This window comes from Mesorhizobium sp. B1-1-8, from assembly GCF_006442795.2.
Taxonomy (GTDB): Bacteria; Pseudomonadota; Alphaproteobacteria; order Rhizobiales; family Rhizobiaceae; genus Mesorhizobium.
Map to the genome: position 1 here is coordinate 3983716 of NZ_CP083956.1, position 23872 is coordinate 4007587.

Annotated in this window: 20 protein-coding genes; 11 read left to right on the forward strand and 9 right to left on the reverse strand. The window is 62.8% G+C overall.

All coding sequences use genetic code 11. The annotated features are described in order from the left end of the window. The first annotated feature begins 7 nt into the window (after nt 1–7). The 3 genes from FJ974_RS19445 to FJ974_RS19455 are packed head-to-tail and all read left to right on the forward strand — an operon-like array spanning nt 8 to nt 3310. Nucleotides 8–1579, forward strand: coding sequence for a VWA domain-containing protein (locus tag FJ974_RS19445; protein ID WP_140538489.1), 1572 nt, complete (start codon nt 8–10; stop codon nt 1577–1579). 7 nt (nt 1580–1586) lie between these two features. Beyond that, entirely contained in the window at nt 1587–2204 is a 618-nt protein-coding gene (locus FJ974_RS19450) for a 5-bromo-4-chloroindolyl phosphate hydrolysis family protein (protein WP_140538490.1), read from the forward strand. Next, nucleotides 2204–3310, forward strand: a complete 1107-nt coding sequence (locus FJ974_RS19455) for a substrate-binding domain-containing protein (RefSeq protein ID WP_140538491.1) — start codon at nt 2204–2206, stop codon at nt 3308–3310. Before FJ974_RS19450 ends, FJ974_RS19455 begins: the two co-directional genes overlap by 1 nt. 30 nt (nt 3311–3340) lie before the next feature. Here FJ974_RS19455 and sthA read toward each other — a convergent pair whose 3' ends face one another. Next, nucleotides 3341–4729, reverse strand: coding sequence for a Si-specific NAD(P)(+) transhydrogenase (sthA, locus tag FJ974_RS19460; RefSeq protein WP_140538492.1), 1389 nt, complete (start codon nt 4727–4729; stop codon nt 3341–3343). A gap of 197 nt (nt 4730–4926) precedes the next feature. Here sthA and FJ974_RS19465 point away from each other — a divergent pair, with 197 nt between their 5' ends. From FJ974_RS19465 to FJ974_RS19475, 3 genes are all read left to right on the forward strand, one after another. Continuing rightward, complete coding sequence (locus tag FJ974_RS19465; protein ID WP_140538493.1) at nt 4927–5397, forward strand: RDD family protein; 471 nt, start codon at nt 4927–4929, stop codon at nt 5395–5397. A 148-nt stretch (nt 5398–5545) separates the two neighbouring features. Then, entirely contained in the window at nt 5546–6310 is a 765-nt protein-coding gene (locus FJ974_RS19470; RefSeq protein ID WP_140538494.1) for an arginyltransferase, read from the forward strand. Nucleotides 6311–6425: 115 nt separating this feature from the next. Beyond that, on the forward strand, nt 6426–7322 hold the full coding sequence (locus FJ974_RS19475; RefSeq protein WP_140538495.1) for a DMT family transporter: 897 nt from the start codon (nt 6426–6428) through the stop codon (nt 7320–7322). On the opposite strand, the gene FJ974_RS19480 is transcribed toward FJ974_RS19475, so the two are convergent. Beyond that, on the reverse strand, nt 7310–8509 hold the full coding sequence (locus FJ974_RS19480) for an AI-2E family transporter (RefSeq protein ID WP_140538496.1): 1200 nt from the start codon (nt 8507–8509) through the stop codon (nt 7310–7312). The genes FJ974_RS19475 and FJ974_RS19480 overlap by 13 nt on opposite strands. Before the next feature lie 243 nt (nt 8510–8752). Continuing rightward, nucleotides 8753–11008 (reverse strand): DNA topoisomerase IV subunit A, encoded by a 2256-nt coding sequence (parC, locus tag FJ974_RS19485; RefSeq protein ID WP_140538497.1) that lies wholly within the window; start codon nt 11006–11008, stop codon nt 8753–8755. A 397-nt stretch (nt 11009–11405) separates the two neighbouring features. Here parC and FJ974_RS19490 point away from each other — a divergent pair, with 397 nt between their 5' ends. Beyond that, nucleotides 11406–12596: a hypothetical protein gene (locus tag FJ974_RS19490; RefSeq protein WP_140538498.1), complete on the forward strand. Its 1191-nt coding sequence runs from the start codon at nt 11406–11408 to the stop codon at nt 12594–12596. A gap of 78 nt (nt 12597–12674) precedes the next feature. Here FJ974_RS19490 and aspS read toward each other — a convergent pair whose 3' ends face one another. Together aspS and FJ974_RS19500 are read right to left on the reverse strand one after the other, a co-directional pair. Next, nucleotides 12675–14465: an aspartate--tRNA ligase gene (gene aspS, locus FJ974_RS19495; protein ID WP_181177307.1), complete on the reverse strand. Its 1791-nt coding sequence runs from the start codon at nt 14463–14465 to the stop codon at nt 12675–12677. A 119-nt stretch (nt 14466–14584) separates the two neighbouring features. Beyond that, nucleotides 14585–15343, reverse strand: coding sequence for a DeoR/GlpR family DNA-binding transcription regulator (locus FJ974_RS19500; protein ID WP_140538500.1), 759 nt, complete (start codon nt 15341–15343; stop codon nt 14585–14587). Nucleotides 15344–15457: 114 nt separating this feature from the next. Here FJ974_RS19500 and FJ974_RS19505 point away from each other — a divergent pair, with 114 nt between their 5' ends. Both FJ974_RS19505 and rnd read left to right on the forward strand, forming a co-directional pair. Beyond that, nucleotides 15458–16690 carry an MFS transporter gene (locus tag FJ974_RS19505; RefSeq protein ID WP_226891300.1) on the forward strand — a complete coding sequence of 411 codons (1233 nt, stop codon included), beginning with the start codon at nt 15458–15460 and terminating at the stop codon, nt 16688–16690. Nucleotides 16691–16818: 128 nt separating this feature from the next. After that, nucleotides 16819–17970 (forward strand): ribonuclease D, encoded by a 1152-nt coding sequence (gene rnd, locus FJ974_RS19510; RefSeq protein ID WP_140538501.1) that lies wholly within the window; start codon nt 16819–16821, stop codon nt 17968–17970. Between the two features lie 67 nt (nt 17971–18037). Here rnd and FJ974_RS19515 read toward each other — a convergent pair whose 3' ends face one another. The 4 genes from FJ974_RS19515 to FJ974_RS19530 all read right to left on the reverse strand — a co-directional run bounded on the left by FJ974_RS19515 (nt 18038) and on the right by FJ974_RS19530 (nt 20968). Continuing rightward, nucleotides 18038–18457 carry an MAPEG family protein gene (locus tag FJ974_RS19515; protein ID WP_140538502.1) on the reverse strand — a complete coding sequence of 140 codons (420 nt, stop codon included), beginning with the start codon at nt 18455–18457 and terminating at the stop codon, nt 18038–18040. Nucleotides 18458–18476: 19 nt separating this feature from the next. Continuing rightward, a complete protein-coding gene (locus FJ974_RS19520; RefSeq protein WP_181177305.1) occupies nt 18477–19019 on the reverse strand; it encodes a hypothetical protein in 543 nt (180 codons plus the stop codon). 46 nt (nt 19020–19065) lie between these two features. Beyond that, nucleotides 19066–20568, reverse strand: coding sequence for an IMP dehydrogenase (gene guaB, locus FJ974_RS19525; RefSeq protein ID WP_140538504.1), 1503 nt, complete (start codon nt 20566–20568; stop codon nt 19066–19068). Between the two features lie 163 nt (nt 20569–20731). Further along, nucleotides 20732–20968 carry a type II toxin-antitoxin system Phd/YefM family antitoxin gene (locus FJ974_RS19530; protein ID WP_140538505.1) on the reverse strand — a complete coding sequence of 79 codons (237 nt, stop codon included), beginning with the start codon at nt 20966–20968 and terminating at the stop codon, nt 20732–20734. A gap of 436 nt (nt 20969–21404) precedes the next feature. On the opposite strand from FJ974_RS19530, the gene FJ974_RS19535 reads away from it, so the two are divergent. Together FJ974_RS19535 and FJ974_RS19540 are read left to right on the forward strand one after the other, a co-directional pair. Then, nucleotides 21405–22154, forward strand: a complete 750-nt coding sequence (locus tag FJ974_RS19535; RefSeq protein WP_140538506.1) for a hypothetical protein — start codon at nt 21405–21407, stop codon at nt 22152–22154. A 234-nt stretch (nt 22155–22388) separates the two neighbouring features. After that, nucleotides 22389–23222 carry a hypothetical protein gene (locus FJ974_RS19540; RefSeq protein ID WP_140538507.1) on the forward strand — a complete coding sequence of 278 codons (834 nt, stop codon included), beginning with the start codon at nt 22389–22391 and terminating at the stop codon, nt 23220–23222. Nucleotides 23223–23872: the final 650 nt, after the last annotated feature.

Sequence of the window (23872 nt, forward strand, 5' to 3'; positions counted from 1 at the left end):
GACCTAAATGCCGAAGACGCTGACGTCCGTTCTCGCGCTGGCGGCCTCGCTGCTGCTGGCGGCCTGCAATTCGAGCAATGTCAAATTCTCGATCGTTTCCGGCTCCGAGAACACGGTGCTCGAGCCGATCGTGCAGGAATTCTGCGCCAAGCAGGGCGCGACCTGCACCATGTCCTACCAGGGATCGCTCGACATCGGGCTCGGCCTGCAGAAGCCCGGCGGACTGGACCAGGATGCGGTTTGGCCGGCCTCGAGCGTCTGGGTCGACCTGTTCGATTCCGGCCGCAAGGTGCGCAATTTGACCTCGATCGCGCAGATGCCGGTCATCCTCGGCGTGCGCAAGTCCAAGGCGGCCGATCTCGGCTGGATCGGCAGGGACGTGTTCATGAAGGACATCCTTGCGGCGGTGAAGGACGGCAAGCTGAAATTCCTGATGACCTCGGCCACGCAGTCCAATTCCGGCGCCAGCGCCTATCTGGCCATGCTGTCCAGCGCGCTCGGCGGCAAGCAGGTGATCGAGCCGGGCGACCTCGACAATCCAACCGTGCACGACACGGTCGGCGCCCTGCTGCAAGGCGTCGAGCGGTCCTCCGGCTCGTCCGGCTGGCTGGCCGACCTCTATGTAGACTCCGCGCGCGGCGGCACGCTCTATGACGCGATGTGGAACTACGAAGCGACGCTGAAGGAGACCAACGACAAGCTGAAGCAATTGGGCGACGAGCCGCTTTATGCGATCTATCCGGCCGATGGCGTGGCGGTCGGCGATTCCCCGCTCGGCTTCATCGACCATGGCCGCGGCCCGGAGGTCGAAAAATTCTTCACCGACCTGCTTGCCTATCTGCAAACGGACGCAGTGCGCAAACGCATCGCCGACAGCGGCCGGCGGTTGCCGCTTGGCGGGGCGGCGATCCAGGCGAGCGCCGAGCCGGACTGGAATTTCGATCCGGGCAAGCTGGTGACGTCGATACGCATGCCGGAGCCGGCGGTGATCCGCACGGCGCTGAACCTCTATCAGGAGGCCCTGCGCAAGCCGTCGCTGACGGCGCTCTGCTTCGATTTTTCGGGTTCGATGGAGAACGAGGGCGAAAGCCAGCTGCAGGCGGCCGCGCAGTTCCTGTTCACGCCGGAAAAGGCGAGCGAGGTGCTGGTGCAGTGGACGCCGTCCGACGACATCTTCGTGCTGCCTTTCGACAGCACGGTGCGCGATATTTTCGAGGCGAAAGGCGATCCGGCGGGCCAGAGCCAACTGCTCGGCGCGGTGGCGCAGCAGCATGCCGGCGGCGGCACCGACATGTATGCCTGCGCCCAGCAGGCATTGCAGAAGATCACCGCGACCGCCGACCTGTCGAAATATCTGCCGGCCATCGTCATCATGACGGACGGCCGCACCGATGGGAGCGCCGAGCCGTTCCTTGCCCAATGGCGCCAGGCGCCGGTGCGGGTGCCTGTGTTCGGCATCACCTTCGGCGACGCCGACAAGAGCCAGCTCGACAGCCTCGCCAAGGCGACCTCGGCGCGGGTCTTCGACGGCGGTGGCGATCTCGCCGGCGCCTTCCGCGCCGCGCGCGGCTATAACTAGGCGGACGATGCGCGGTTTGTTCGGCAATGACTGGAACTGGATCGTGGCGGGCCTCGTCTCGGCCGCGCTGCTGATCGGTCTGAGCACGCTCACCCATTTCCCATTCCTGGTCTCGGCGGTGATTTCAGTGCTGGTCTTTGCCGGTCTGATTTTCGTGCTGGCACCGCGCGCGCTGTTCGAAGGGCTCGATCTCAGCACGCTGAGCGGCAGCCGCGTCGCGTTTGCCCGCGAGCTGCTGGCGCAGGCGCAGCCCGCCGCGGACCGCCTCTCGGCAGCAGCCGGCTCGATCGCCGACAAAGACATGAAGGCCAAGGTGAAGAACCTGTCGGATATCGCCGCCGACGTGATCTCCAAGGTCGAGGCCAAGCCGGAAAGCGCACCTTCGGTGCGCCGCTTCCTCACCTATTACGTGCCGCAGGCGGCCGAAGTGGCGGAAGGCTACGCGACGCTGGCCAACCGGCGGGCGCCAAGCCAAGCGCGGCTTGGCAATGTCGGCGCGGTGATCACCAAGCTGCAGGACGCCTTCGTGCATTATTCCGACAGCCTGGCCGACTCCGAGCTCGGCACGCTCGACGTCGACCTTCGACTCATTCAGGAGTCGCTGAAAGAGGATATCGGTCGCTGATGGCCATTTCACGCCGCGCTTTCGGACTGGGACTGCTGGCCGCTGCCGCGGCAGGCACCGGTGGCTATGTGACGTTGAAGGACCGGCCGGAGTTTCGCGGCTATCTCGGCAACCGGGCGCATCTGTTCGGCTTCATCGGCGGCGAGAAGCAGGCCTTCCTCGCCGATCCGGATGTCGCGCACGCGCTCGGCGGCTACGGGCTGGAGCTCGACGCGCGCGTCGCCGGCTCGGTCGAGATGGTGCGCGAACCGGCCCTGCTGACGCAAAAGCCGCAATTCCTGTGGCCGTCCTCGTCGATCATGGTCGACCTGGCCCGAAAAAGCGGCGTCGCGATCCGCAACGACCAGGTCGTGCTCAATTCGCCGATCGTCGTCTACACCTGGGGGCCGGTGGTCGAGGGCCTGAAGAAGAGCGGACTGGTGACGGTCGCCGCCAAGGGCGGCTACAACCAGCTCGACCTCAAGGCGCTGCTCGACGCCATCCTTGCCGGCAAGAACTGGTCGGATCTCGGCATCGCCGAACTCTATGGCCGCGCCCGCATCGTCTCCACTGACCCCAACCGCTCCAATTCGGGCTTCATGTTCGCCGGCTTGGCGCTCAGCCTGCTGAGCGGCGACGTGGCAACCCAGGAACTGCTTGCCCAGCATGGCGAAAAGGCAAAGGCGCTCTTCCGCAGCATGGGGCTGAAATCGTCCTCGTCCGGCAAACTCTTCGACCAGTATATCGCCGGCGGGCTCGGCGCCGAACCGATGGCGATCGGCTACGAGAACCAGCTGGTGGAATGGGCGCTCGCCGACCCGGCGCGCTGGCAGCGGGTGCAGGCCGGCGCCGGCGCCAAGCCCGAAATCCTCTATCCGCGCCCGACCGTCTATTCGGCGCATCCGCTGATCGTTGTCGATCCGGCCGTCGACCCGCTGCTGGAAGCACTGACCAGCCCGAAGCTGCAGGAACTCGCCTGGTCGAAGCACGGCTTCCGCGGGCCGCTCGGCACGGTGGCCGCCGGCTCGGACACGATCGCCGGCGTGCGGCCGGCCGAGATCGAGGCGGTGCTGCCGATGCCGTCGGCTGACGTGATGCTTTCGCTGCTGTCGCAGCTGGAAGTCTAGATAGCCGACCTGAAGCTCCGGCCTCTACCTCTACCCCTGCCCCATCCTGTTCCAGGCGTCCAACCCGGCGATCTTGTAGGCTTCGGCCAGCGTCGGATAGTTGAAGGTGTTGTTGACGAAGAAGTCGACGGTGCCGCCGAGATTGATCACGGCCTGGCCGATATGGATGAGCTCGGTGGCGCCCTCGCCGACGATATGGGCGCCGAGCAGGCGGCGCGTCTCGATCGAGAACAACAGCTTCAGGAAGCCGGTGTTGACGCCCATGATGTGACCGCGCGAGGTCTCGCGGAAGCGCGCGACGCCGACCTCGTAGGCGACGCCGCTTTCGCGCACCTGCTCCTCCGACTGGCCGACGGTGGAAATTTCCGGCACGGCATAGATGCCATAGGGAAAGGTCTCAGGCGGCGGCGGCAGCGTGACGCCAAAGGCGTGGCAGGCGGCCACCCTGCCCTGCTCCATCGAGGTTGAGGCAAGGCTCGGAAAGCCGATGACGTCGCCGGCGGCATAGATGTGGGGCACGCTGGTCTGGAATGTGTGCGGGTCGACCTTGATGCGCCCTCTCGGGTCGGCCTCGATACCGACCACGTCAAGGCCAAGGCTGCCGACATTGCCGGTGCGGCCGGCGGCATAAAGCACGATCTCGGATCGGATGGTGCGGCCGTCGGCGAGCGTCACCTCGGCATAGTCCGGCTTGGAGGCGATTTCCTTGACGGTGCTGCCCAGGCGGATCGTCATGCCGCGGTCGCGCATCTGATGGATGAAATCGTCGACGATCTCGCGGTCGACGAAATCGAGGATGGTATTGCGCGGTTCGACCAGCGTCACCGGCACGTCGAGCGCCGAAAAGATGGTGGCATATTCGACGCCGATGACGCCGGCGCCGATCACCGTCAGCGTGCGCGGCAGATGGTGGAGCTCCAGCATCTCGTCGCTGTCGAAGACACGCTTCCGGTCGAAGGGCACGTCGGCCGGACGATGCGGCCTGGTGCCGACGGCGATCAGCGCGTTGGCGAAACCGATCTCGCTGTAGTCGCCATTGTCGGCGGTCAGGCTGACCCTGTTGGGGCCGATGAACTTCACGGCCGCGCGTGCGCTCTTGACGGTGTTGCGCATGAACTGGTGCTGCAGCACCTCGACCTCGTGATCGAGCGTCTTGTGCAGGCGCTCGACAAGATCGCCGACCGAAATGTCCTGCTTGACCCGGTAACCGCGCCCATAGAAGCCGCGCTCGCGCCAGCCGGAGAGATTGAGCACCGTTTCGCGCAGCGTTTTCGACGGGATGGTGCCGGTGTGGACCGAGACGCCGCCAAGGCGCCGGCCCCTGTCGACCACCAGCACGGATTTGCCAAGCTTGGCCGATTGCACCGCGGCACGGCGCCCGGAAGGCCCGCTGCCGATGACCAGCATATCGTAGTCCATGTCCCGTCCCCTGGCGTCTTGCTGCGCCGCAGCAAGCTAACGCCATCCACGTCGTGAATTCAACCGGTTCAAACGACACCCGGCACTGCCCGCCGCCGCATGCGCTGATCCGACGATCTTGATTCCGCCACAGGCTTTCACCATTTCAGGAGCGAATGGCCGGCACCCTATCGCGGGCCACGTTACGAGGACATGACATGAACGCGCGCGTGCTTGACGGCGAAATCATCACCACCCGGTTCGAGGATACCCGCGCCTATCGCGGCGTGCGCACCAGGCGTATCCTTGCGTTTATCCTCGACTGCTTCATCGTCGCGTTGCTGACCATTCCGTTCGCCATCCTGGTGTTCTTCCTCGGGCTGCTCACGCTTGGCCTTGGCTGGACGCTGTTTTCCGTGCTGTTGCCGTCGGTTGCGATTCTCTACATCTGGAACACGCTGGGCAGCACCGACCAGGCGACGACCGGCATGAAGATCATGGGCATAAGGTTGGAGAGGCTGGACGGCAGCCGCATCGACGGCCTGACCGCGGTCGTGCATTCGGTGCTGTTCTGGGCCGCCAACGTCATCCTGACGCCGCTGGTGCTGCTCGTGACGCTGTTTTCCGACCGCAAGCGCACGCTGCATGACCTGCTGCTCGGCACCGTGGTCACCCGCAGCGATATCTGATGTTGTCCGCGGCCGCCCTGGTCAAGCCACGGCACCGGCTGTGCCGAAATATGATCGCCGCAGGGCCGCCCGGGCAGCACAATCCTGTTGAATTTTTCGCCGACCGGGCCAAAGGTAGAGCGATTCGCAGGAGCACTCCCAAGTATCGATGACGCAGCATCCGACCCAGTCGCCGCAGTTCTTCCTGACCGCGCCGTCGCCGTGCCCTTATCTCGAGGGCCAGTTCGAGCGCAAGGTGTTCACGCACCTCGTCGGCGACAAGGCTCCCGAGATGAACGACCTGTTGACGCAAGGCGGCTTCCGGCGCTCGCAGAACATCGCCTACCGGCCGGCCTGCGAATCCTGCCGTGCCTGCGTCTCGGTGCGCATCCTGGCGCAGGAATTCACCGCCAGCCGCAACATGCGCCGCGTCATTCAGCGCAATGCCGACCTTATCGGCGCCATGCATGACGCGCAGCCCTCGACCGAGCAGTATTCGCTGTTCCGTGGCTATCTCGACGCCCGCCACCGTCGCGGCGGCATGTCGGACATGACGGTGCTCGACTATGCGATGATGGTCGAGGACACCCATGTCGACACCAAGATCATCGAATACCGGCGCCGTGGCCCGGACACCTTCATCACCGGCAAGGGCCAGGGCGAGCTGATCGCGGTGGCGCTGACCGACAAGATGGCCGACGGGCTGTCGATGGTCTATTCCTACTTCAATCCGGATTTCGAGGACCGCTCGCTCGGCACCTTCATGATCCTCGACCACATCGCCCGCGCCAGGGCCATGGGACTGCCCCATGTCTATCTCGGCTACTGGGTCAACGGCTCGCGCAAGATGAATTATAAGATGCGCTTCATGCCGCAGGAGCATCTCGGCCCGAAAGGCTGGGAACGCTACGACCACGAAGCGGTCACGCGCTGATCCGCTTTTAGACTTTCATCCTTAAACTGTTTCCAAGGCAGGAGATACTTTCGGCCGCCTGGCTGAAGAGTGCCATTGCGCCGTATCACCTGCATTTCATTGCGAAAGTTGCCTTATGTCTTCCCATCACGACCACCAGAAAGGCCTTCTGATCACCGCCGCCGGCGGGCTGATGCTGACCTTCGATATTCCGCTGATCCGGCTTGCCGACGGAGGCGCATGGACGATCATGTTGCTGCGTACCGCCACCACCTTCGTCGCGGCCATGATCATCTGGTCGGTCTGGCGCGCGATGAGCCGGAACGCTCCACAGCTCATCCCCGGCCGGGCGGGACTTGTCGTTGCCATATGCTATGGGCTGACAGGGGTCACCTTCGTCACCGCCGTCTATCACACCTCGACCGCCGACCTGGTGTTCATCCTCGCCTTCAACACCGTGTTCGCGGCATTGCTGTCCTGGGTATTCCTCGGCGAAAGACCCCGGCTGGTGACGATCGCGGCGATGCTGATCATGATTTTCGGTGTGCTGATAATCGTCGGCGGGTCCGTCGGCACCGGCCATCTGTTCGGCGACTTCATGGCGCTGTGCTCGGCTTTCTTCGTCGCCGTGGCCATCACCATTTCGCGCACCACCGACAAGGACATGGGGTTCACCGCGCTAGTCGGCGTGCTTCTGCCGCTCGGGCTGGCGGCCTTCATGGTCACCGGCGAGGGTTTCCACGTGAATGCGCCGTGGTGGATCATCTTCAACGGCGCCGTCGTCATGCCGATCTCGTTCTTCTGCCTTGCCAACGGACCAAAATACATTTCGGGACCGGAAGTGGCGATGTTCTACCTGCTGGAGACGGTGCTGGCGCCGGTCTGGGTCTGGATGATTTTTGCCGAGACGCCGTCGCGCAACAGCCTGATCGGCGGCGCGATCCTGATCGTGACGCTGGTCGCCCATTCGCTGTGGCAACTGCATGAGGGCCGCAAGCGCCGCGCCGACCTCGCGGTGCATCATCCGGCCTGAATTTTCCTCGCCTCGGCCGCCACCTCGAGCTGGGGCGGCTGGTTCTCTTCCTCTGCGGCCGGCGCAAGCTCGTCCATTATCTCCACCTCGCGCAGCCATTCGCGCCAGATGGCGACCAGCAGCGCCATCAGCACCGGGCCGATGAAGAGGCCGAGGAAGCCCATCGTCTTGACGCCGCCGATCAGGCCGAAAAAGGTCGGCAGGAAAGGCAGTTTGATCGGTCCGCCGACCAGCTTCGGACGCAGCGTCTTGTCGACGACGAAAAGCTCGACCGCGCCCCAGACGAACAGGGCAAGGCCGGCAACCGGCGAGCCGCTGGCTGCGAGGTAGATCGACACCAGGGTGAAGGACACCGGCGCGCCGCCGGGGATCAGCGCCATGATGCCGGTGAGCGCGCCGAGCGTCACCGGCGACGGCACGCCGGCCAGCCAGTAGGCGATGCCCAGCACCAGACCCTCGCCGATGGCGATGATGGTCATGCCGGTCACGGTGGACGAGATGGTGGCCGGCACGACGCGCGAGATCCGCTCCCAGCGCGTCGGCAGGATGCGCTCGCCGAGGCGGTCGACCTGCGCCGCGAAGGCCTCGCCGTCACGATAGGCGAAAAACAGCGCGATCATCATGAACAGCAGCGTCAAAAGCAGGCTGAAGGCGCTGCCGCCGGCGGCCAGCGCGCCACGATAGATGGTGCCGATATTTGAGCCGCTGATCAGTTGGATCAATTCGCCGATGCCGCCCGGATGGCCGAGATTGGTCGTCCACTGCTCGTTCAGCCACTCGCCGATCACCGGCATGGTGGCGATCCAGTGCGGCGTCACCGCGCCATGGCGATTGGTCTCGATCGCCCAGGTCACCCATTCGCGCACCTCGTTGATGGCATAGGTGCCGGCGAGCGCGATCGGCACCACCAGGAAGGCAAGGATGAACAGGATGGCCAGCGTCGCGCCGATGGTGCGGTTGCCGCCGACGGCGGTGAGCAGCCGGCGGTAGAGCGGCCAACTGGCGAAGGCGATGACAAGCGCGGCCAGCACCGGGAACAGGAAGCCGTGGAAGAAATAGACGCCGGCGGCGACGATCAGCACCAGAAGCCAGCGCGCCGCCGACAGCGGCGGGATGACGGCGGACCGGAGCGGCGTCGACAGGCCGAAAAGGCGCTGCCCCGGCTTCTGGATCTCAGCTCGCTTCAAGCGCGCGTTTCTCCCTTGTCCAGTAATTTCCGAGACCGCTTATGCACCACCATAGTGCAGCAATCGTGACGATATTGGAAATCTCCCCCCTTGAGGGGGAGATGTCGCCGAAGGCGACAGAGGGGGGTCGGTACGTCCTGACGCGACACCCTTTTTTGTGGCGAATGAAGAGGGTTGGCGCTCTACGCCCGGCGACCCCCTCTGGCCTGCCGGCCATCTCCCCCTCGAGGGGGAAGAACGCTCTCATCCGAATTTCCCGGTCCTCGGGAATCCCTTCGGCACCATGCGGCCGGCGGCGGCCCGCGCTCCGATCCATTCGGTCAGTTCCTCGCGCGACCTGGTGAAGGTGCGGTCGGCCGAATCCTGCCAGGTGAGGCCTGTTTCCAGCGTAAAAGTCTTCAGGTCGAGCACGCCGCCATCCTTGTATTTCTGCAGCCGCACGCCCTTGCCGCGGGCCATCTCCGGGATTTCGGCCAGCGGGAAAATCAGCATCTTGCGGTTGTCGCCGACAATGGCGAGGTGGTCGCCGGTGACCGGGACGCAGCGTTTGGCCTCGTCCGGCGCCTTGACGTTCATCACCTGCTTGCCTTTGCGGGTGTTGGCGACGACTTCTTCCTCGGAAACGATGAAACCGTTGGCGTCGTAGGAGACGAGCAGCAGCTTGCGCCTGGGGTCGTGGACGAAAGCGGTGACGATGTCCTGGTCGTTCTCCATGTCGACGATAATGCGGATCGGCTCGCCATGGCCGCGCCCGCCCGGCAGCCGGTCGGCGCCGATGGTGTAGAACTTGCCGCCGGTGGTGAAGACCAGGATCTTGTCGGTGGTCTGGGCGTGGAAGGCGAGCTTCAGGCTGTCGCCTTCCTTGAAGCCAAGCTGCGAATGATCGGTCAGGTGCCCCTTCATCGCCCGCAGCCAACCCTTTTCCGACACAACGACGGTGACCGGCTCGCGCTCGATCATGGCGTGCGCAATGTCGGTGACGTCATGCTCTGGCGCGTCGGCGAACTGGGTGCGTCGCCTGCCGAGTTCCGTCTCCGCGCCGAACTTGTCGCGGATGCTGGTGACTTCCCATTTGATCGTCGACCACTGCTTGGCGTCGGAGGCCAGCAGCGCCTCAATCTGCTTCTTCTCCTCGGTGAGGCCGTCATACTCCTTGCGGATCTCGATCTCTTCCAGCTTGCGCAGAGCGCGCAGCCGCATGTTGAGAATGGCTTCGGCCTGATTGTCGGTGAGCGCCCAGCGGGCCATCATCACCTGCTTGGGCTCATCCTCCTCGCGGATGATCCTGATCACCTCGTCGATGTTGAGATAGGCGATCAGGTAGCCGGCGAGGATTTCCAACCGTCTCTCGATCTCGCCGAGACGATGCTTCGAACGGCGGATCAGCACGTCGCGGCGATGGTCCAGCCATTCCTTCAACACGCCCTTCAGCGACAGCACGTTGGGGACCTTGCCGCGCGACAGCACGTTCATGTTGAGCGGGAAGCGGCTTTCGAGCTCGGTCAGCTTGAACAGCGATTCCATCAGGATGCCGGGATCGACGGTGCGGCTCTTCGGCACCAGCACGACGCGGATGTCCTCGGCGCTCTCGTCGCGGATGTCTTCGAGCAGCGGCAGTTTTCGCGCGATCAAGAGCTCGGCGATCTTTTCGATCAGCCGCGCCTTCTGCACGCCGTAGGGGATTTCGGTGACGACGATGCTCCAGGTGCCCCTGCCCTGGTCCTCCTGCCCCCATTTGGCGCGCACGCGAAAACCGCCGCGGCCGCTCTCATAGGCTTCGAGGATCGAGGCGCGGCTGTCGACGATGATGCCGCCGGTCGGGAAATCCGGCCCCTGGACGAAATCCATCAGCTTGGCCACCGGCGCGTCCGGATGCTCGATCAGATGGAGCGCCGCGTCGCAAAGCTCGGCAGCATTGTGCGGCGGGATTGAGGTCGCCATACCGACGGCAATGCCGGACGAGCCGTTTGCGAGCAGGTTCGGGAAGGCGCCGGGGAGCACCACCGGCTCCTCGTCCTCCTCATTGTAGGTCGGCCGGTAGTCGACGGCGTCCTCGGTGATGCCGGCGAGCAGCTCGCTCGCCACATCGGTCATGCGCGCTTCGGTGTAGCGCATGGCGGCGGCATTATCGCCGTCGATGTTGCCGAAATTGCCCTGCCCGTCGACCAGCGGGTAGCGCATCGAGAAATCCTGCGCCAGGCGCACCAGCGCGTCATAGATGGACTGGTCGCCATGCGGGTGGAACTTGCCCATCACCTCGCCGACGATGCGGGCGCATTTGGCGAAGCCCTGGTCGGGGTTGAGCCTCAGCAGGCGCATGGCGTGCATGATGCGGCGATGGACCGGCTTCAGCCCGTCGCGCACATCCGGCAGTGCCCGGTGCATGATGGTCGACAGCGCATAGGCGAGATAGCGCTTTTCAAGCGCTTCCTTCAGGTCGACCGGTTCGATGTGGTCGCCGCCGCCATTGTCTTGCGGCGGCAAAAGCCGCTTTCCCATCGGTTTGGACTAGCCGAGCGGATGATTCGCGGCAAGCGCCGGCGTGTAAATCCGCGAATTGCTGCCAGATCCGGCGCACGGGTGTGACGGATTTCACGGAAGCTGCATGGCTGGCGCTCCAACTTGCCGCCAACTGCAACAGGCATCGGCAGCAGGGCGGCGCCGGCCAACATCAATCTGTTACATGCGATCTCTATGTGCCATGCAACGCGCGCCGGCGGAGGAAAGCTGCGGTTTCATGACAAATTCACCGCATTGTGCAAAGCTCGCCGACCCGGTTTGCCTTTCATCGCCATTTCCGACAAATGTGCCGGGAAATGCCTTTTTCCCGTCCCGTTCGTCACGGAATGGTGACGGTGCATGAATTCAAAACACTTTTCAGGACAGGGAACTCGCCATGACGATCCAACGCTCGATGCTCAAGACACTGGCCTTTTCGACATTTCTACTGACGCTGCCGCTCAATGCCGCCTTTGCCGCCGACCCGGCGGTGGCCGAGCGTTTGAAGGCCGCGCTTACCGCTCAAGGTATCGACGTCTCCTGGACGGGTGTGTCAGGCGACGATTCCAACGTTGTGCTGCAGGGCGTATCCGTCAAGCCGGCCGCCGAAAAGGAAGCGCTGCCAATCGGCGACGTGAAGCTTGAAGGCGTCACCGAGGCCAATGGCGGCTATGAAATCGCGACCCTCTCGACCTCCGCCTTCGAGCACAGCAAGGACGGCGTGACGCTGAACCTCAGCCCGTTCATCATCCACGACATGACGGTTCCGGCCGAAGGCAGCACCGACCCGCTCGCCTCGCTGATGATGTACAAGTCGGCCGAGCTCTCGAAAATGACGGTCAAGGTCGGCGACAAGACGGCCTTTTCGATGGATGGGCTCGCCGTGGAGATCACGCCGCCGGCCGACGGCAAGGCGATGGACTTCACCGCCACTACGGAGAAATTCAACGCCGACCTGTCGCTGGTCGACGACCCCAAGTCCAAGGAAGCGATCGAGGCGCTCGGCTATCAGAACATTGCCGGCACCATCGAAATGGCCGGCACCTGGCAGCCCAGCGACGGCAAGATGGAGCTGTCGAAATATGACATCGCCGTCGACAATGCCGGCACGCTCGGCATGACCTTCGCCCTCGGCGGCTACACGGTCGACTTCGTCAAGTCGATGCAAGCGATGCAGAAGACGCTCGCCGCCCAGCCCGAGGGCGCCGACAATTCGGCCCAGAGCATGGCCATGCTCGGCCTGCTGCAGCAGCTGTCCTTCAACGGCGCTTCGGTGCGCTTCGACGACGATTCGCTCACCGGCAAGATCCTCGACTATGTCGGCAAGCAGCAGGGCATGTCGGGCAAGGACGTGGCCAACCAGGCCAAGGCGATCGTGCCGTTCGGCATGGCGCAGCTCAACAACCCGGAGCTGACGGCCGAGGTGTCGGCGGCGGTCAACACCTTCCTCGATGACCCGAAGAGCCTCGAAATTTCGGCCGAGCCGCCGGCTTCGGTGCCGTTCGCGCTGATCATGGCCGGCGCCATGTCCAACCCGCTCGACCTGCCGAAGACGCTCGGCGTCAAGGTCAAGGCGAACGAAGACTGATCACGCGAAACGCTCAAATAAAAGCCCGGCAGCAATGCCGGGCTTTTTATTTGACGATTGTCCTGTGAGATAGATGGCTTAAGCGTCCTTCTTCGTCACCGCGACGCGCAGGGCCAGCTCGCGCAGCTGCTGCGGGGTGGCTTCTGAAGGCGCGCTCATCAGCAGGTCATAGGCCTGCTGGTTCATCGGGAACATGGTGACTTCGCGCAGGTTCCTGGCGCCGACGAGCAGCATCACAATGCGGTCGATGCCGGCCGCCATGCCGCCATGCGGCGGGGCGCCATACTGGAAGGCGCGATAGAGGCCGCCGAACCGCTCCTCGACCGTGGCGCGGTCGAGCCCGACGGTCTCGAACGCCTTGACCATGGTTTCCGGCAAATGGTTGCGGATGCCGCCTGAAGCGATCTCGAAGCCGTTACAGACCATGTCGTACTGGAAGGCCTTGATGCCGAGCAGGTCTTTGCCGCCGAGCGCCTCGATGCCACCCTGCGGCATCGAGAACGGATTGTGGGCGAAATCGATCTTCTTTTCCTCCTCGTTCCATTCGAAGAATGGGAAGTCGACGATCCAGCACAATTCGAAACGGTCGCGGTCGACGAGGTTCAATTCCTCGCCAGCGCGGGTGCGCGCGGCGCCCGCGAAGGTGACGTACTTCTTTGGATCGCCGGCGACGAAGAAGGCGGCGTCGCCATCGGCAACGCCGAGCGCAAGGCGGATCGCCTCGGTGCGCTCCTCGCCGATGTTCTTGGCGATGGGCCCGGCGCCCTCGAGCTTGTCGCCTTCCTTGCGCCAGAAGATGTAGCCGAGCCCCGGCTGGCCCTCGCCTTGCGCCCAGGAGTTCATGCGGTCGCAGAAGGCGCGGCTGCCGCCGGTTCTGGCGGGAATGGCCCACACCTCGGCCTTGGGATCGTTGGCCAGGATGTTGGCGAAGACCTTGAAGCCGGAGCCGCGGAAATGCTCCGAGACAGCCTGCATTTCGATCGGGTTGCGCAGGTCCGGCTTGTCCGTCCCGTAGGTGCGCATGGCCTCGTCATAGGGGATGCGGCGGAAATTCTGCGTCACCGGCTTGCCGCCGGCGAAGGTCTCGAACACGCCGCGGAGGACCGGCTCCATGGTCGACAATACGTCGTCCTGCTCGACGAAGCTCATTTCGAGGTCGAGCTGGTAGAATTCGCCGGGCAGGCGGTCGGCGCGCGGGTCCTCGTCGCGGAAGCAGGGCGCGATCTGGAAATAGCGGTCGAAGCCGGACACCATGATCAGCTGCTTGTACAGCTGCGGCGCCTGCGGCAGCGCGTAGAATTTGCCGGGATGGATGCGCGACGGCACCAGGAAGTCGCGCGCGCCTTCCGGCGAGGACGCGGTGAGGATCGGCGTCGAGAACTCGGTGAAGCCCACCTCGCCCATGCGCCGGCGCATCTCGGCGATGATCCTGGTGCGCGCCACGATGTTCTTGTGCAGCGTCTCGCGGCGCAGGTCGAGGAAGCGGTATTTCAGACGGATGTCTTCGGGGTATTCCGGCTCGCCGAACACCGGCAGCGGCAGCTCCCTGGCCGCCGACAGCACCTCGATCTCGCGCGCGAACACCTCGATCTCACCGGTCGGCAGGTTGGCGTTCGCCGTCTCCGGCAGCCGCGCCTTGACCTCGCCGTCGACGCGGATCACCCATTCGCTGCGCACGGTCTCGGCAATCTTGAAGGCCGGCGAATCCGGGTCGGCGACGATCTGGGTCAGGCCGTAATGGTCGCGCAGGTCGATGAACAGCAAGCCGCCATGGTCGCGCACGCGATGCACCCAGCCCGACAGGCGAACGGAATTGCCGACATCGCTCTTCCTCAACTGGGCACAGGTATGGCTGCGGTAACGATGCATGGTCATGGTGAAGTCCGGAATTTGCGGGCAAATGCCCAGCTTGAAAATTGGCGCGAAAAGCGCATGAGAGGTCTGCTTTGTCAAGGCAAGCGGTCACACAGGCAAACCGCTTCAGCCGATCAGGCGAAGTGGATTTCAGCGCCCTGACGTTCGAAATCGGCAAGGATGGCGGCAGGTGCCGTCCTTTCGACCACCAGATGGCGGATGGCATCGGGCGCCGCGACCCGGTAGGGCGCGGCGGTGGCGAGCTTGTCATCGGTGACGGCGATGACAATGCCGGCGCTGTTTGCGGCCATGGCCCGCTTCACTTCGGCTTCCGCCGAATCGAAAGCGGTGACGCCGCGCGAGATATCCAGACCGCAGGAGCCGAGAAAAAACAGATCGGCGCCGAGCTGCGCGACGGCGGCCAGCGTTTCGCCGCCGACGCAGGTGCCGAGGTCGCGCACATACCTGCCGCCGAGCATGATCAGCTCGACCATAGGATGGTCGCAGAGCGCCTGCGCGACACCCAGCGAATTGGTGGCCACCGTCAGTTCGATGTCGCGCGGGATCGCCCTGGCGATTGCCTCATTGGTCGTGCCGCCGTCGATGAACAGTGTCTGCTTTGCCGCGAGCACCCCCACGGCCGTTTTTGCCAGGCGCATTTTCGCCTCGACCGCATGGCCGCTACGCTGGCCGATCGTCGCCGCGGCAAAGGGCGCCGAAGGCACCGCCCCGCCATAAACGCGGCGCAGCTGCCCTGCTTTGGCCATCTCCCTGAGATCGCGCCGCACCGTGTCTTCAGAAACGCCGAAGCGACTGGCGAGTTCGCCGGCCAGCACTTTGCCTTCCGCCGCAAGCCGGGTGCGGATGAGTTGGTGGCGTTCTTCGGTGAGCATGCACGATCCTATTTCTTTTTGCGCGTTATTGCATGATTTGCACGTTTATGCAAGAAATGAGGAACCAGCGCGTTGGAGCGCCGACCGCTGCCCCTCCTTTCCGAAAGTGCCGCGATGACCTTTGGCTTGAAACTCGCCCCGCAGCACCGCGTCTATGCCGGTTTCGCCATCTATTCCTTCGCCATGGGCAACATTTTCCCGCGCCTGCCCGACATCAAGCACACCATGGCGATCGAAGACGGCACGCTGGGCCTGAGCCTGATCGGGACGCCGATCGGCACCTTGACGGCCCTGACGCTTGCAACCCCGCTCCTGGAACGCGTCGGCTTTCGCCGCGCGCTGCTTTGGCTCGTCCCGCTGCTGGCGTTCGTCTATGCGATCGCGGTGCATGCACCAGGACCGCTTTCCTTGTTCCTGATGCTGCTGCCCGTCGGCCTGATGATCGGCAGCATCGAAATCGTCCTCAACGTCGAGGCCGACCGGACCGAGTTCCTGCTCAAGCGCCGCATCATGAACCGGGCGCACTCTTTCTGGAGCATGGGCTTCTTCGGCGCCGGGCTGTTCGGCGCGGCACTTGCGCATCTCGGCCTGTCGCCGCAACTCCATCTTGCGCTCGTCGTGCCAGTCGTCGCGCTAGCGATGGCGCTGTTTCTTGGCGGTTACGAGCCCGCGCCTGCCCGCTTCGCCGGCACCGGCGAGAAGGCGCCGATGTTCGCGCGGCCGACGCTGCCGATCCTCGTCCTTGTCGCGGTGACGCTTTCGGCGATGCTATTGGAAGGCGCCAGCATCGACTGGTCGGCGATCTATATGCGCACCGTGTTCGAATCAGGTCCCTTCATCGCCGGCTTCACCGTGGCGCTGTTTGCCTTCTCGCAAGCGACGACGCGCTTCTTCGCCGACTCCTTCGTCGATCGCCACTCGCCAAGCGGGGTCGCGCGGGTGCTGCTGGCAGCCATGGCTGTCGGCGTGCTCATCGTCTTCTTCTCGCCGCTGCCGTTCGTCTCGATGCTGGGCTTTGCCCTGTTGGGCATCGGCAGCAGCGCGCTGTTCCCGCTGGCGATCTCGGCCGCGGCGCAGCGGACGGATCGGCCCGCGGCGATCAACGTCGCCGCGCTTTCGCAGATCTCGTTCGTCGCCTTCCTGCTCGGCCCGCCGCTGCTCGGCTTCGTCTCGGACCATTGGGGCATCCGCTCGGCCTACGGCATCGGCATCCCGTTCATCGCACTCAGCCTGCTGACCGCCGGCGCGCTTGGCCGGCTCCGCTCGCCGGAGAATGCCGACGCGGCGCCGAATAAATCGTCCAACATGGTCCGGCGAAAGACGGAAGTGTCCGCCGGCGAGGCGTAACGCCGCCCCGATCCAGCCGATTGCTGCTCTCAATTGCATCGCCAACGGAGCAATGACGTTGCGGCGGCTTGACGAAAGCGCGCGCGGCTGAAATTGAAAGAGACCTAATATGATGCAAAAGCGATTTGATGCCGGTCATCACCAGCCAAAGTGAACTCGAGAACGTTATCGCGGCGTTCGAAAAGTCGGAATTCGTCACGGTCGACACCGAATTCATCCGCGAGACGACCTTCTGGCCGATCCTCTGCCTGATCCAGATGGCCGCACCCGGCGTCACGGCGCTGATCGATCCGCTGTCGCCCGATATCGACCTGAGACCCTTCTTCCGGCTGATGGCCAATGAAACGGTCACCAAGGTCTTCCACGCCGCACGCCAGGACATCGAAATCATCGTTCATCTTGGCGATCTGGTGCCGCATCCGGTGTTCGACACCCAGGTGGCGGCGATGGTGTGCGGCTTCGGCGACAGCATCTCCTACGACCAGCTGGTGCAGCGCATCACCGGTGCGCGCCTCGACAAATCCTCACGCTTCACCGACTGGCGCCATCGGCCGCTCTCCGACAAGCAGCTCGAATATGCGCTTGCCGACGTCACCCATCTGATCGAGGTCTACAAGCATCTCAGCGCCGAGCTGGAGCGCGAGAACCGCGCCCATTGGCTGAACGAAGAGATGGACGTGCTGACTTCGCGCGAGACCTACGATCCGCATCCGGAGGATGCCTGGAAGCGTCTGAAGATGCGCCTGCGCAAGCCGCAGGAGCTGGCGATCGTGCAGACGGTCGCCGCCTGGCGCGAGCGCGAGGCGCGCGAGCGAGACGTGCCGCGCGGCCGCGTGCTCAAGGACGACGCAATCTACGAGATCGCGCAGCAGGCGCCGCGCGATGCGGCGGCACTCGGCCGGCTGCGCACGACGCCCAAAGGCTGGGAGCGGTCGTCGACGGCAACGGCGCTGCTGGGGGCGGTCAATACCGCCCTTGCCTTGCCCAAGGAAGCGATGCCGAAACTGCCAAAGAGTTTTCAGCCGCCGGAGGGCTCGAGCGCGGCGGCGGAACTGCTGAAAGTTCTGCTGCGGATCGTCGCCGAGAAGGAAGGCGTCGCCTCCAAGGTGCTCGCCTCCAGCGACGACATCGACCGCATCGCCGCCGAGGGCGAGACCGCCGACGTGCCGGCCCTGCAAGGCTGGCGACGCGCAGTGTTCGGCGAACAGGCGCTGAAGCTGGTGCGCGGCGAGATCGGCATCAAATTCGACAAGCGCAAAATAGCGGTGTTCGAGCTGTAGACTATTTGTTTTTACGCATTTCCGGGCGGAAAACCGCTACGCACTTTTCCTGGAATTGCTTTAATGCTCAAACCACCCCGAGCAGGTGAAGCGCGAACCAGATCCAGGCCACCAGCAGGATGCCGGCGCCGAGGAAGAAGACGCGGCTGCGGTGCGGCAGGCTGTTGCTGGTGAGATGCACAAGCGCGTGGACATAGCGCGTCAGGACGAATAGCCACATCAGCGCCAGCGTCAGATAGTTGACGCCGTTGGTGACGAACAGCGCCAGGCACAGCACGTGGAACAGGACCGGCAGCTCGAACTGGTTGATCAGATTGTTGGCGACGGTGACGCTGGAGGCGGGTTCCGTCGAGCGCGACTTGTACTGGCCAACCTTGGCCTCGCCGGACTTCACGGCGAAGTAGCGCCGCCGGAACATCACGCCATAGACGAGATAGACCAGAAGCACATGCGCGAGCATCGGCCAGAAAATGGCGGTCTGGTTCATCTTCTGCGCCCCGCCCGGCTCAACGCCGTTGTCGTCCCGCCAGCGCAAAAACGGCGATGACGAAGAACGGGATCGCCAGAAGCGTGAATTTGGCGACTGTCAGCGACGAGGCGAAAGACAGCGAATCGGGATTGGCTGACTGGAAATCCGACAGCAGCCGCGCGATCGCCAAATTCTGCGCATAGTCGGCAACCGTGTAAGGCAGCACCAGCACCAGCGCGGACAGCGCCTGAAATTGCGGCGGCATGGCGCGGAAAGTGCTGAGCCGCCGGCCGAAGGCCAGAATCAGGCTGACCAAGGTCAGCGACAGCAGCGCCGGGAACAAAAGGTCGAAGGTCAGATAGTGCCAGACGATCATGATCTCGCCGCCGCGCCGGCCGAGCGCCGTCAGCCAGGCCATGCCTTCGTCCGGGGTAAAGCCGGTCACCCGCATGTCGAGCGAGGCGAGGCCGCCGCTCAAGCTCTGGAAATAGAAGAATTCCAGCGCCGTCATGGCGAGGAAGACGACGAACGACGCGAAAGACAGGACCACCGCGTGCCGCGACAGGCGCAGCACCGTCATCGTCAAGCCGCGCCAATAAACCTGCCGGTCAGGCTCGGCAGCCCGATCAAAGTCCGCCCGGATAATTCGGGCTTTCGCGGGTGATCGTGACGTCATGGGCGTGGCTTTCACGAAGTCCGGCGTTGGATATGCGCACAAAGGTGGCGCGCTCGCGAAAATCGGCAAGATCGCGGCCGCCGACATAACCCATAGCGGCTTTTAGGCCGCCCGCAAGCTGGTGCAGCACGCCAGCCACAGGTCCTTTATAGGGAACCTGACCTTCGATGCCTTCCGGGACCAATTTGAGGGTATCGCGCACCTCGGCCTGGAAGTAGCGATCGGCCGAGCCGCGCGCCATGGCGCCGACCGAGCCCATGCCGCGATAGGCCTTGAAGGAGCGGCCCTGGTGCAGGTAGACCTCGCCCGGGCTCTCGTCGGTGCCGGCAAGCAGCGAACCGATCATGGCCGCGCCCGCGCCTGCGGCGAGCGCCTTGGCGAGGTCGCCCGAATATTTGATGCCGCCGTCGGCGATGACGCTCACGCCTGCCTTGTCCGCCGTCTCCACCGCCGACATGATCGCCGACAATTGCGGCACGCCGACGCCGGCGACGATGCGCGTGGTACAGATCGAGCCCGGGCCGATGCCGACCTTGACGGCGTCGGCGCCGGCATCGATCAGCGCCTGCGTGCCCTCGGCGGTGGCGACATTGCCGGCCAGGATGCGCACGGAATTGGAGAGCTTCTTCGCCCGGGTCACGGCATCGAGCACGCGCTGCGAGTGGCCGTGGGCGGTGTCGATGACCAGAAGGTCGACGCCGGCGTCGATCAGGCGCTCGGCGCGCTCGAAGCCGTCATCGCCGACGCTGGTGGCGGCGGCGGCGCGCAGCCGCCCTTGCGCATCCTTGGTGGCGTGCGGGTTGAGCTGCGACTTCTCGATGTCCTTGACGGTGATCAGGCCGACACAATTGCCCTGCCTGTCGACCACCACCAGCTTCTCGATACGGTGCTTGTGCAGCAGCCGCTTGGCCTCGTCCTGGTCGACATTCTCCTTGACCGTGATCAGGTTCTCACGGGTCATCAATTCATAGACCTTCTGCGCCGGGTCCGAGGCAAAGCGCACGTCGCGGTTGGTCAGGATGCCGACCAGCCGGCCGACGGTGTGGCCGCCGGTGCCGCCATTTTCGACCACCGGAATACCGGAAATCGAATAGGTGCGCATGAGAGCCAGCGCGTCGGCGAGCGTCGCGTCAGGGCCGATGGTGACCGGGTTCACCACCATGCCGGATTCGAATTTCTTCACCTGCCGCACCTGCTCGGCCTGCTCGGCGGGCGAGAAATTGCGGTGGATGACGCCGATGCCGCCGGCCTGCGCCATGGCGATCGCAAGCCTCGCTTCGGTGACCGTGTCCATCGCCGCCGACAGAATCGGCACGTTGAGATCGATGTCGCCGGCGATGCGGGTGCGGATGTCGGTCTCGCCGGGCATGACCTCGGAATGGCCGGGCTGCAGCAGCACGTCGTCGAAGGTCAGCGCCAGCGCGCCGGTGGACGTTTCGATGATTTTTGCCATGGCCAGCCCTTTGAATGCGGAAAAAGCGCTGGACCGGGAATGGACAGCGCCGACTCGTTCTTCCCTTTCAGGATTGGCGCTGGCTGGTAACACGTCCCGGCGGCAATGAAAAGCCGATCGTTGTGTGGCGCTTCGAGTTGCTATTCCACGGCGACGCGACCGTTCATCGCTCGTCTTGGTAAGCGTCATCGCGGGTCCAGCCTGCCGCGTTGACAATGGGTTGCCGCTCGAGCCGGGACAGCAATGCGGCATGCGCGCGGTTCTTGGGCGCAGCGGAAGGAACGATCCGTGCTACCGCGCGACCTTGGCTCATCACAACATAGCTTTGCCCGTTAAGGACCCCGCGCAGGATGATGGAGAACTTGCGTTTGACGTCAGTAGCCGAAACAGCCTCGTCCATACCGACACCTTTTACGCGTTTAGATGCGTTTCGATATCGCTTCGGTAGCTATAAATGCGCGATCTTATGCTATTGAGAGTTGCACAACCTCACCGGTCGCACAACACGTCACCGGTCAACCGCATCAACACCCCGCCGATAGGGTCTGACTTATGGTGTCGAACAGTTCTGGTTCTGCAAACCTTTTTTCCAACGCTTGTGGCACCGAGTGCGATGTTTGTCGCGAAAGTCGCGGCATTCCTGGCACGTTCGCAGGGCACCGGCCTGCGCCCTGCCTGAGCCCAGCATCTGCCTGCGTCATGTCGCCCTAGGAATGGCGCAGGAAGCACGCGAACTAATCAACGCGGAATCGGAGGCAAGGACGGGGCGATTGTGCTGGCGGGCACAATGGTTCTCATGCATATTTGTTCCTCACCGAGAAACTGGACACATTCTGGTGGATGTGAATAAGAGAACAGCCGCCATCATAGATTTCGTTGGCAAGAACTTTGCCGCCACCTCGGCGGTTGTCTTTGCAATTGGTGTGGTTAGCTCAACGTTATTCCTGTATGGATATCTACATAACTTTGGAAACGAGCTAATCTGGTACATCGAGTACCCGGATCTTTTTAAGTTTTTTCTTATTGCCGTATCCTTCAATCTTGCTTTCATACTTTTCCTAACGCTGCTATTGAACCAATTTATCGGATTTATGCGATACAAGTCGCTATTGGCGAGAGCTGCCAGTATCGTGATATTTTCTGTAATAGCATTGGCTTTATTTGATTTCGCCGTATCATTTCGATCTTCCCCAGATGGAGAATTTATTTCCACCGATTTCAGCGCTTTTTTCGTAATATTTATAACTATTACAGCGATTTTCTATAGAATATACAGATTTGTATCGCTTGGTATCTATGGCGTAAACATTACCATAGATGTTCCTTTGATTGCGTTTTCTTCTCTTCTTGCTGGAAATTTATTTGCCTACTACACTCACAGTACTGCTAAATACCTTGACTCTGTGGTTTTGGAGAAACGAACGATAGACGATGTTCAGATTGTATTTTTTACCTCGCATCACGCCATACTTCTTGCGTCGGATGGCACGACAATTGTAGTCCCGACTGACGAGATTCGCGAAATTCGTCATTTGAGCGCAAGGACGCCAGGTGTGGGGTTGGCTCATCGCCCCGGAAATCCATAGGGCTAACCGCCGCACAGAGCGCCGTCCGCCGCCCGTCGGCGCACGATAGCCAGCAGCGCCGCCCAGGACACTGGGGGAGCCGTAAACGTCGCTGACGAGCATCTAGTCCTCTCGGTCGCGCCCGGCTCTGATTGATTAGCGGAAGCAGGGATCAAGGCCCTGAACTGCCTTCCAATTGCTCGGTGAGCCTGCTGCTGCTACGTGATGGCTGATATGATTTCAATGGGGGGTGCCGTGGCTGACGAGCCCAAGGGAAAGCGATTTTCGCATGTTTACATGAGGCATAGTGACCTGTTGCCCGACAGCGAGAGGTTGAGAAACCGACTAGCGACGCTGTATTCGGACTATGATGTAGAGAGATTGGGGGAGGCGATTGAGCGCGAAATCGGCATACAAATCGGCAGCTACAAGTATGGATTGTATTGGCCGAATATTATGCGATCAATGGCCATCCAAGACGTCCTAGACTCGGTGACACTACGGTTTAATACGATCGCACACTCCCCAAGCAGGGATAAGTTTCTATCCGATGTGAGAAGGGTTTTTGCCGAAGAGCAGATACGTTACCGGATAGATGACCTGGGCGGCGTCCATTTTGCCGTCGATTCTGAATTTGAGCGGATGCGTGTATCGACCATTGCCGTACTCGGAGCGTCTAGATTCCGGTCCGTGCGCGAGCAGTTCGAGTCGGCCTTTCTCGCGCTCGATAAGGTGCCTCCGGATGGAAAAGCTGGAATCAGGGCGGCTTTTTTTGCCACTGAAGGGCTATTTCGATTGATGTTTCCAACGGCACATCAGCTCAGCGTTGCCGAGGTGCAAAAGCACCTAAAGCCATCGGTCGATAAGATATACGAGGGCCAAAAACCGGCCATCTACCTTGCGCATAAGCAACTCGCGTCGTTCATGGATTGGATAGACGGAGCTCATTTCTACCGGCACGAACCTGGCACTGAGGAGCCTGCTCAACCACCGCTGGAACTGGCAGTATATTCGATTTCGCAGGCTGGTGGTCACATCAGGTGGTTAGCGCAACTCGGCAAAAGGGCCGAAGGGTCATCCGGCTCATGAGAGTAGGCGGTTCCGGGCAGCTTGTCCGACGATGCACAGAAAAATGACACCAAGTTGGTTAGAAGCCCGTTTACCGATCATAGTCAATATGGCTAACTGTGAGTCGGATGCAACCACCCCGGATGGCTCGGGGTGGAGCGGTCCCGTAGGGGATCACCATCCAGCGACGCCCGGTGGGCGGGAGTGTGAGAGCTTCGTGGGCGACTCACTCCCCTCCATCGCGCTGGAGATTGAAGTCAATCCGACAAAGTGACTCGGTGACAAGAGTTCCAGCCATGATTATCGCGTGATAGGCGACTTTCTGGGGATAAACCGTCTCTTGACGGACTCTTGACGGGGTGCGGCTCCGCTACTCGTCTCGCAGATGATGCGGCGCTCCCAATCGATTTCTTGAGGCGCCGGAAGCGGACCGTAACAAGCTCTTGCCCGTAGGCATGGAACAGTTCCGCGTGGATGTAATCCGTCTTTTCGCAGACTTGGCCGCGCGCGCTTTCCGTACCTCGTCGATTGTGACATTGCCGATCACCTCGCGGAGTTCGGCCGGCTTGTGGTAACGCTTGATGTTGCGATGCGCGCACGAGATACGCGCGATTTGCCTGTGTTGCGCTCGGCTATTTTCTAGCACCAGTGGTTGCGCCCGCACAAAAGTG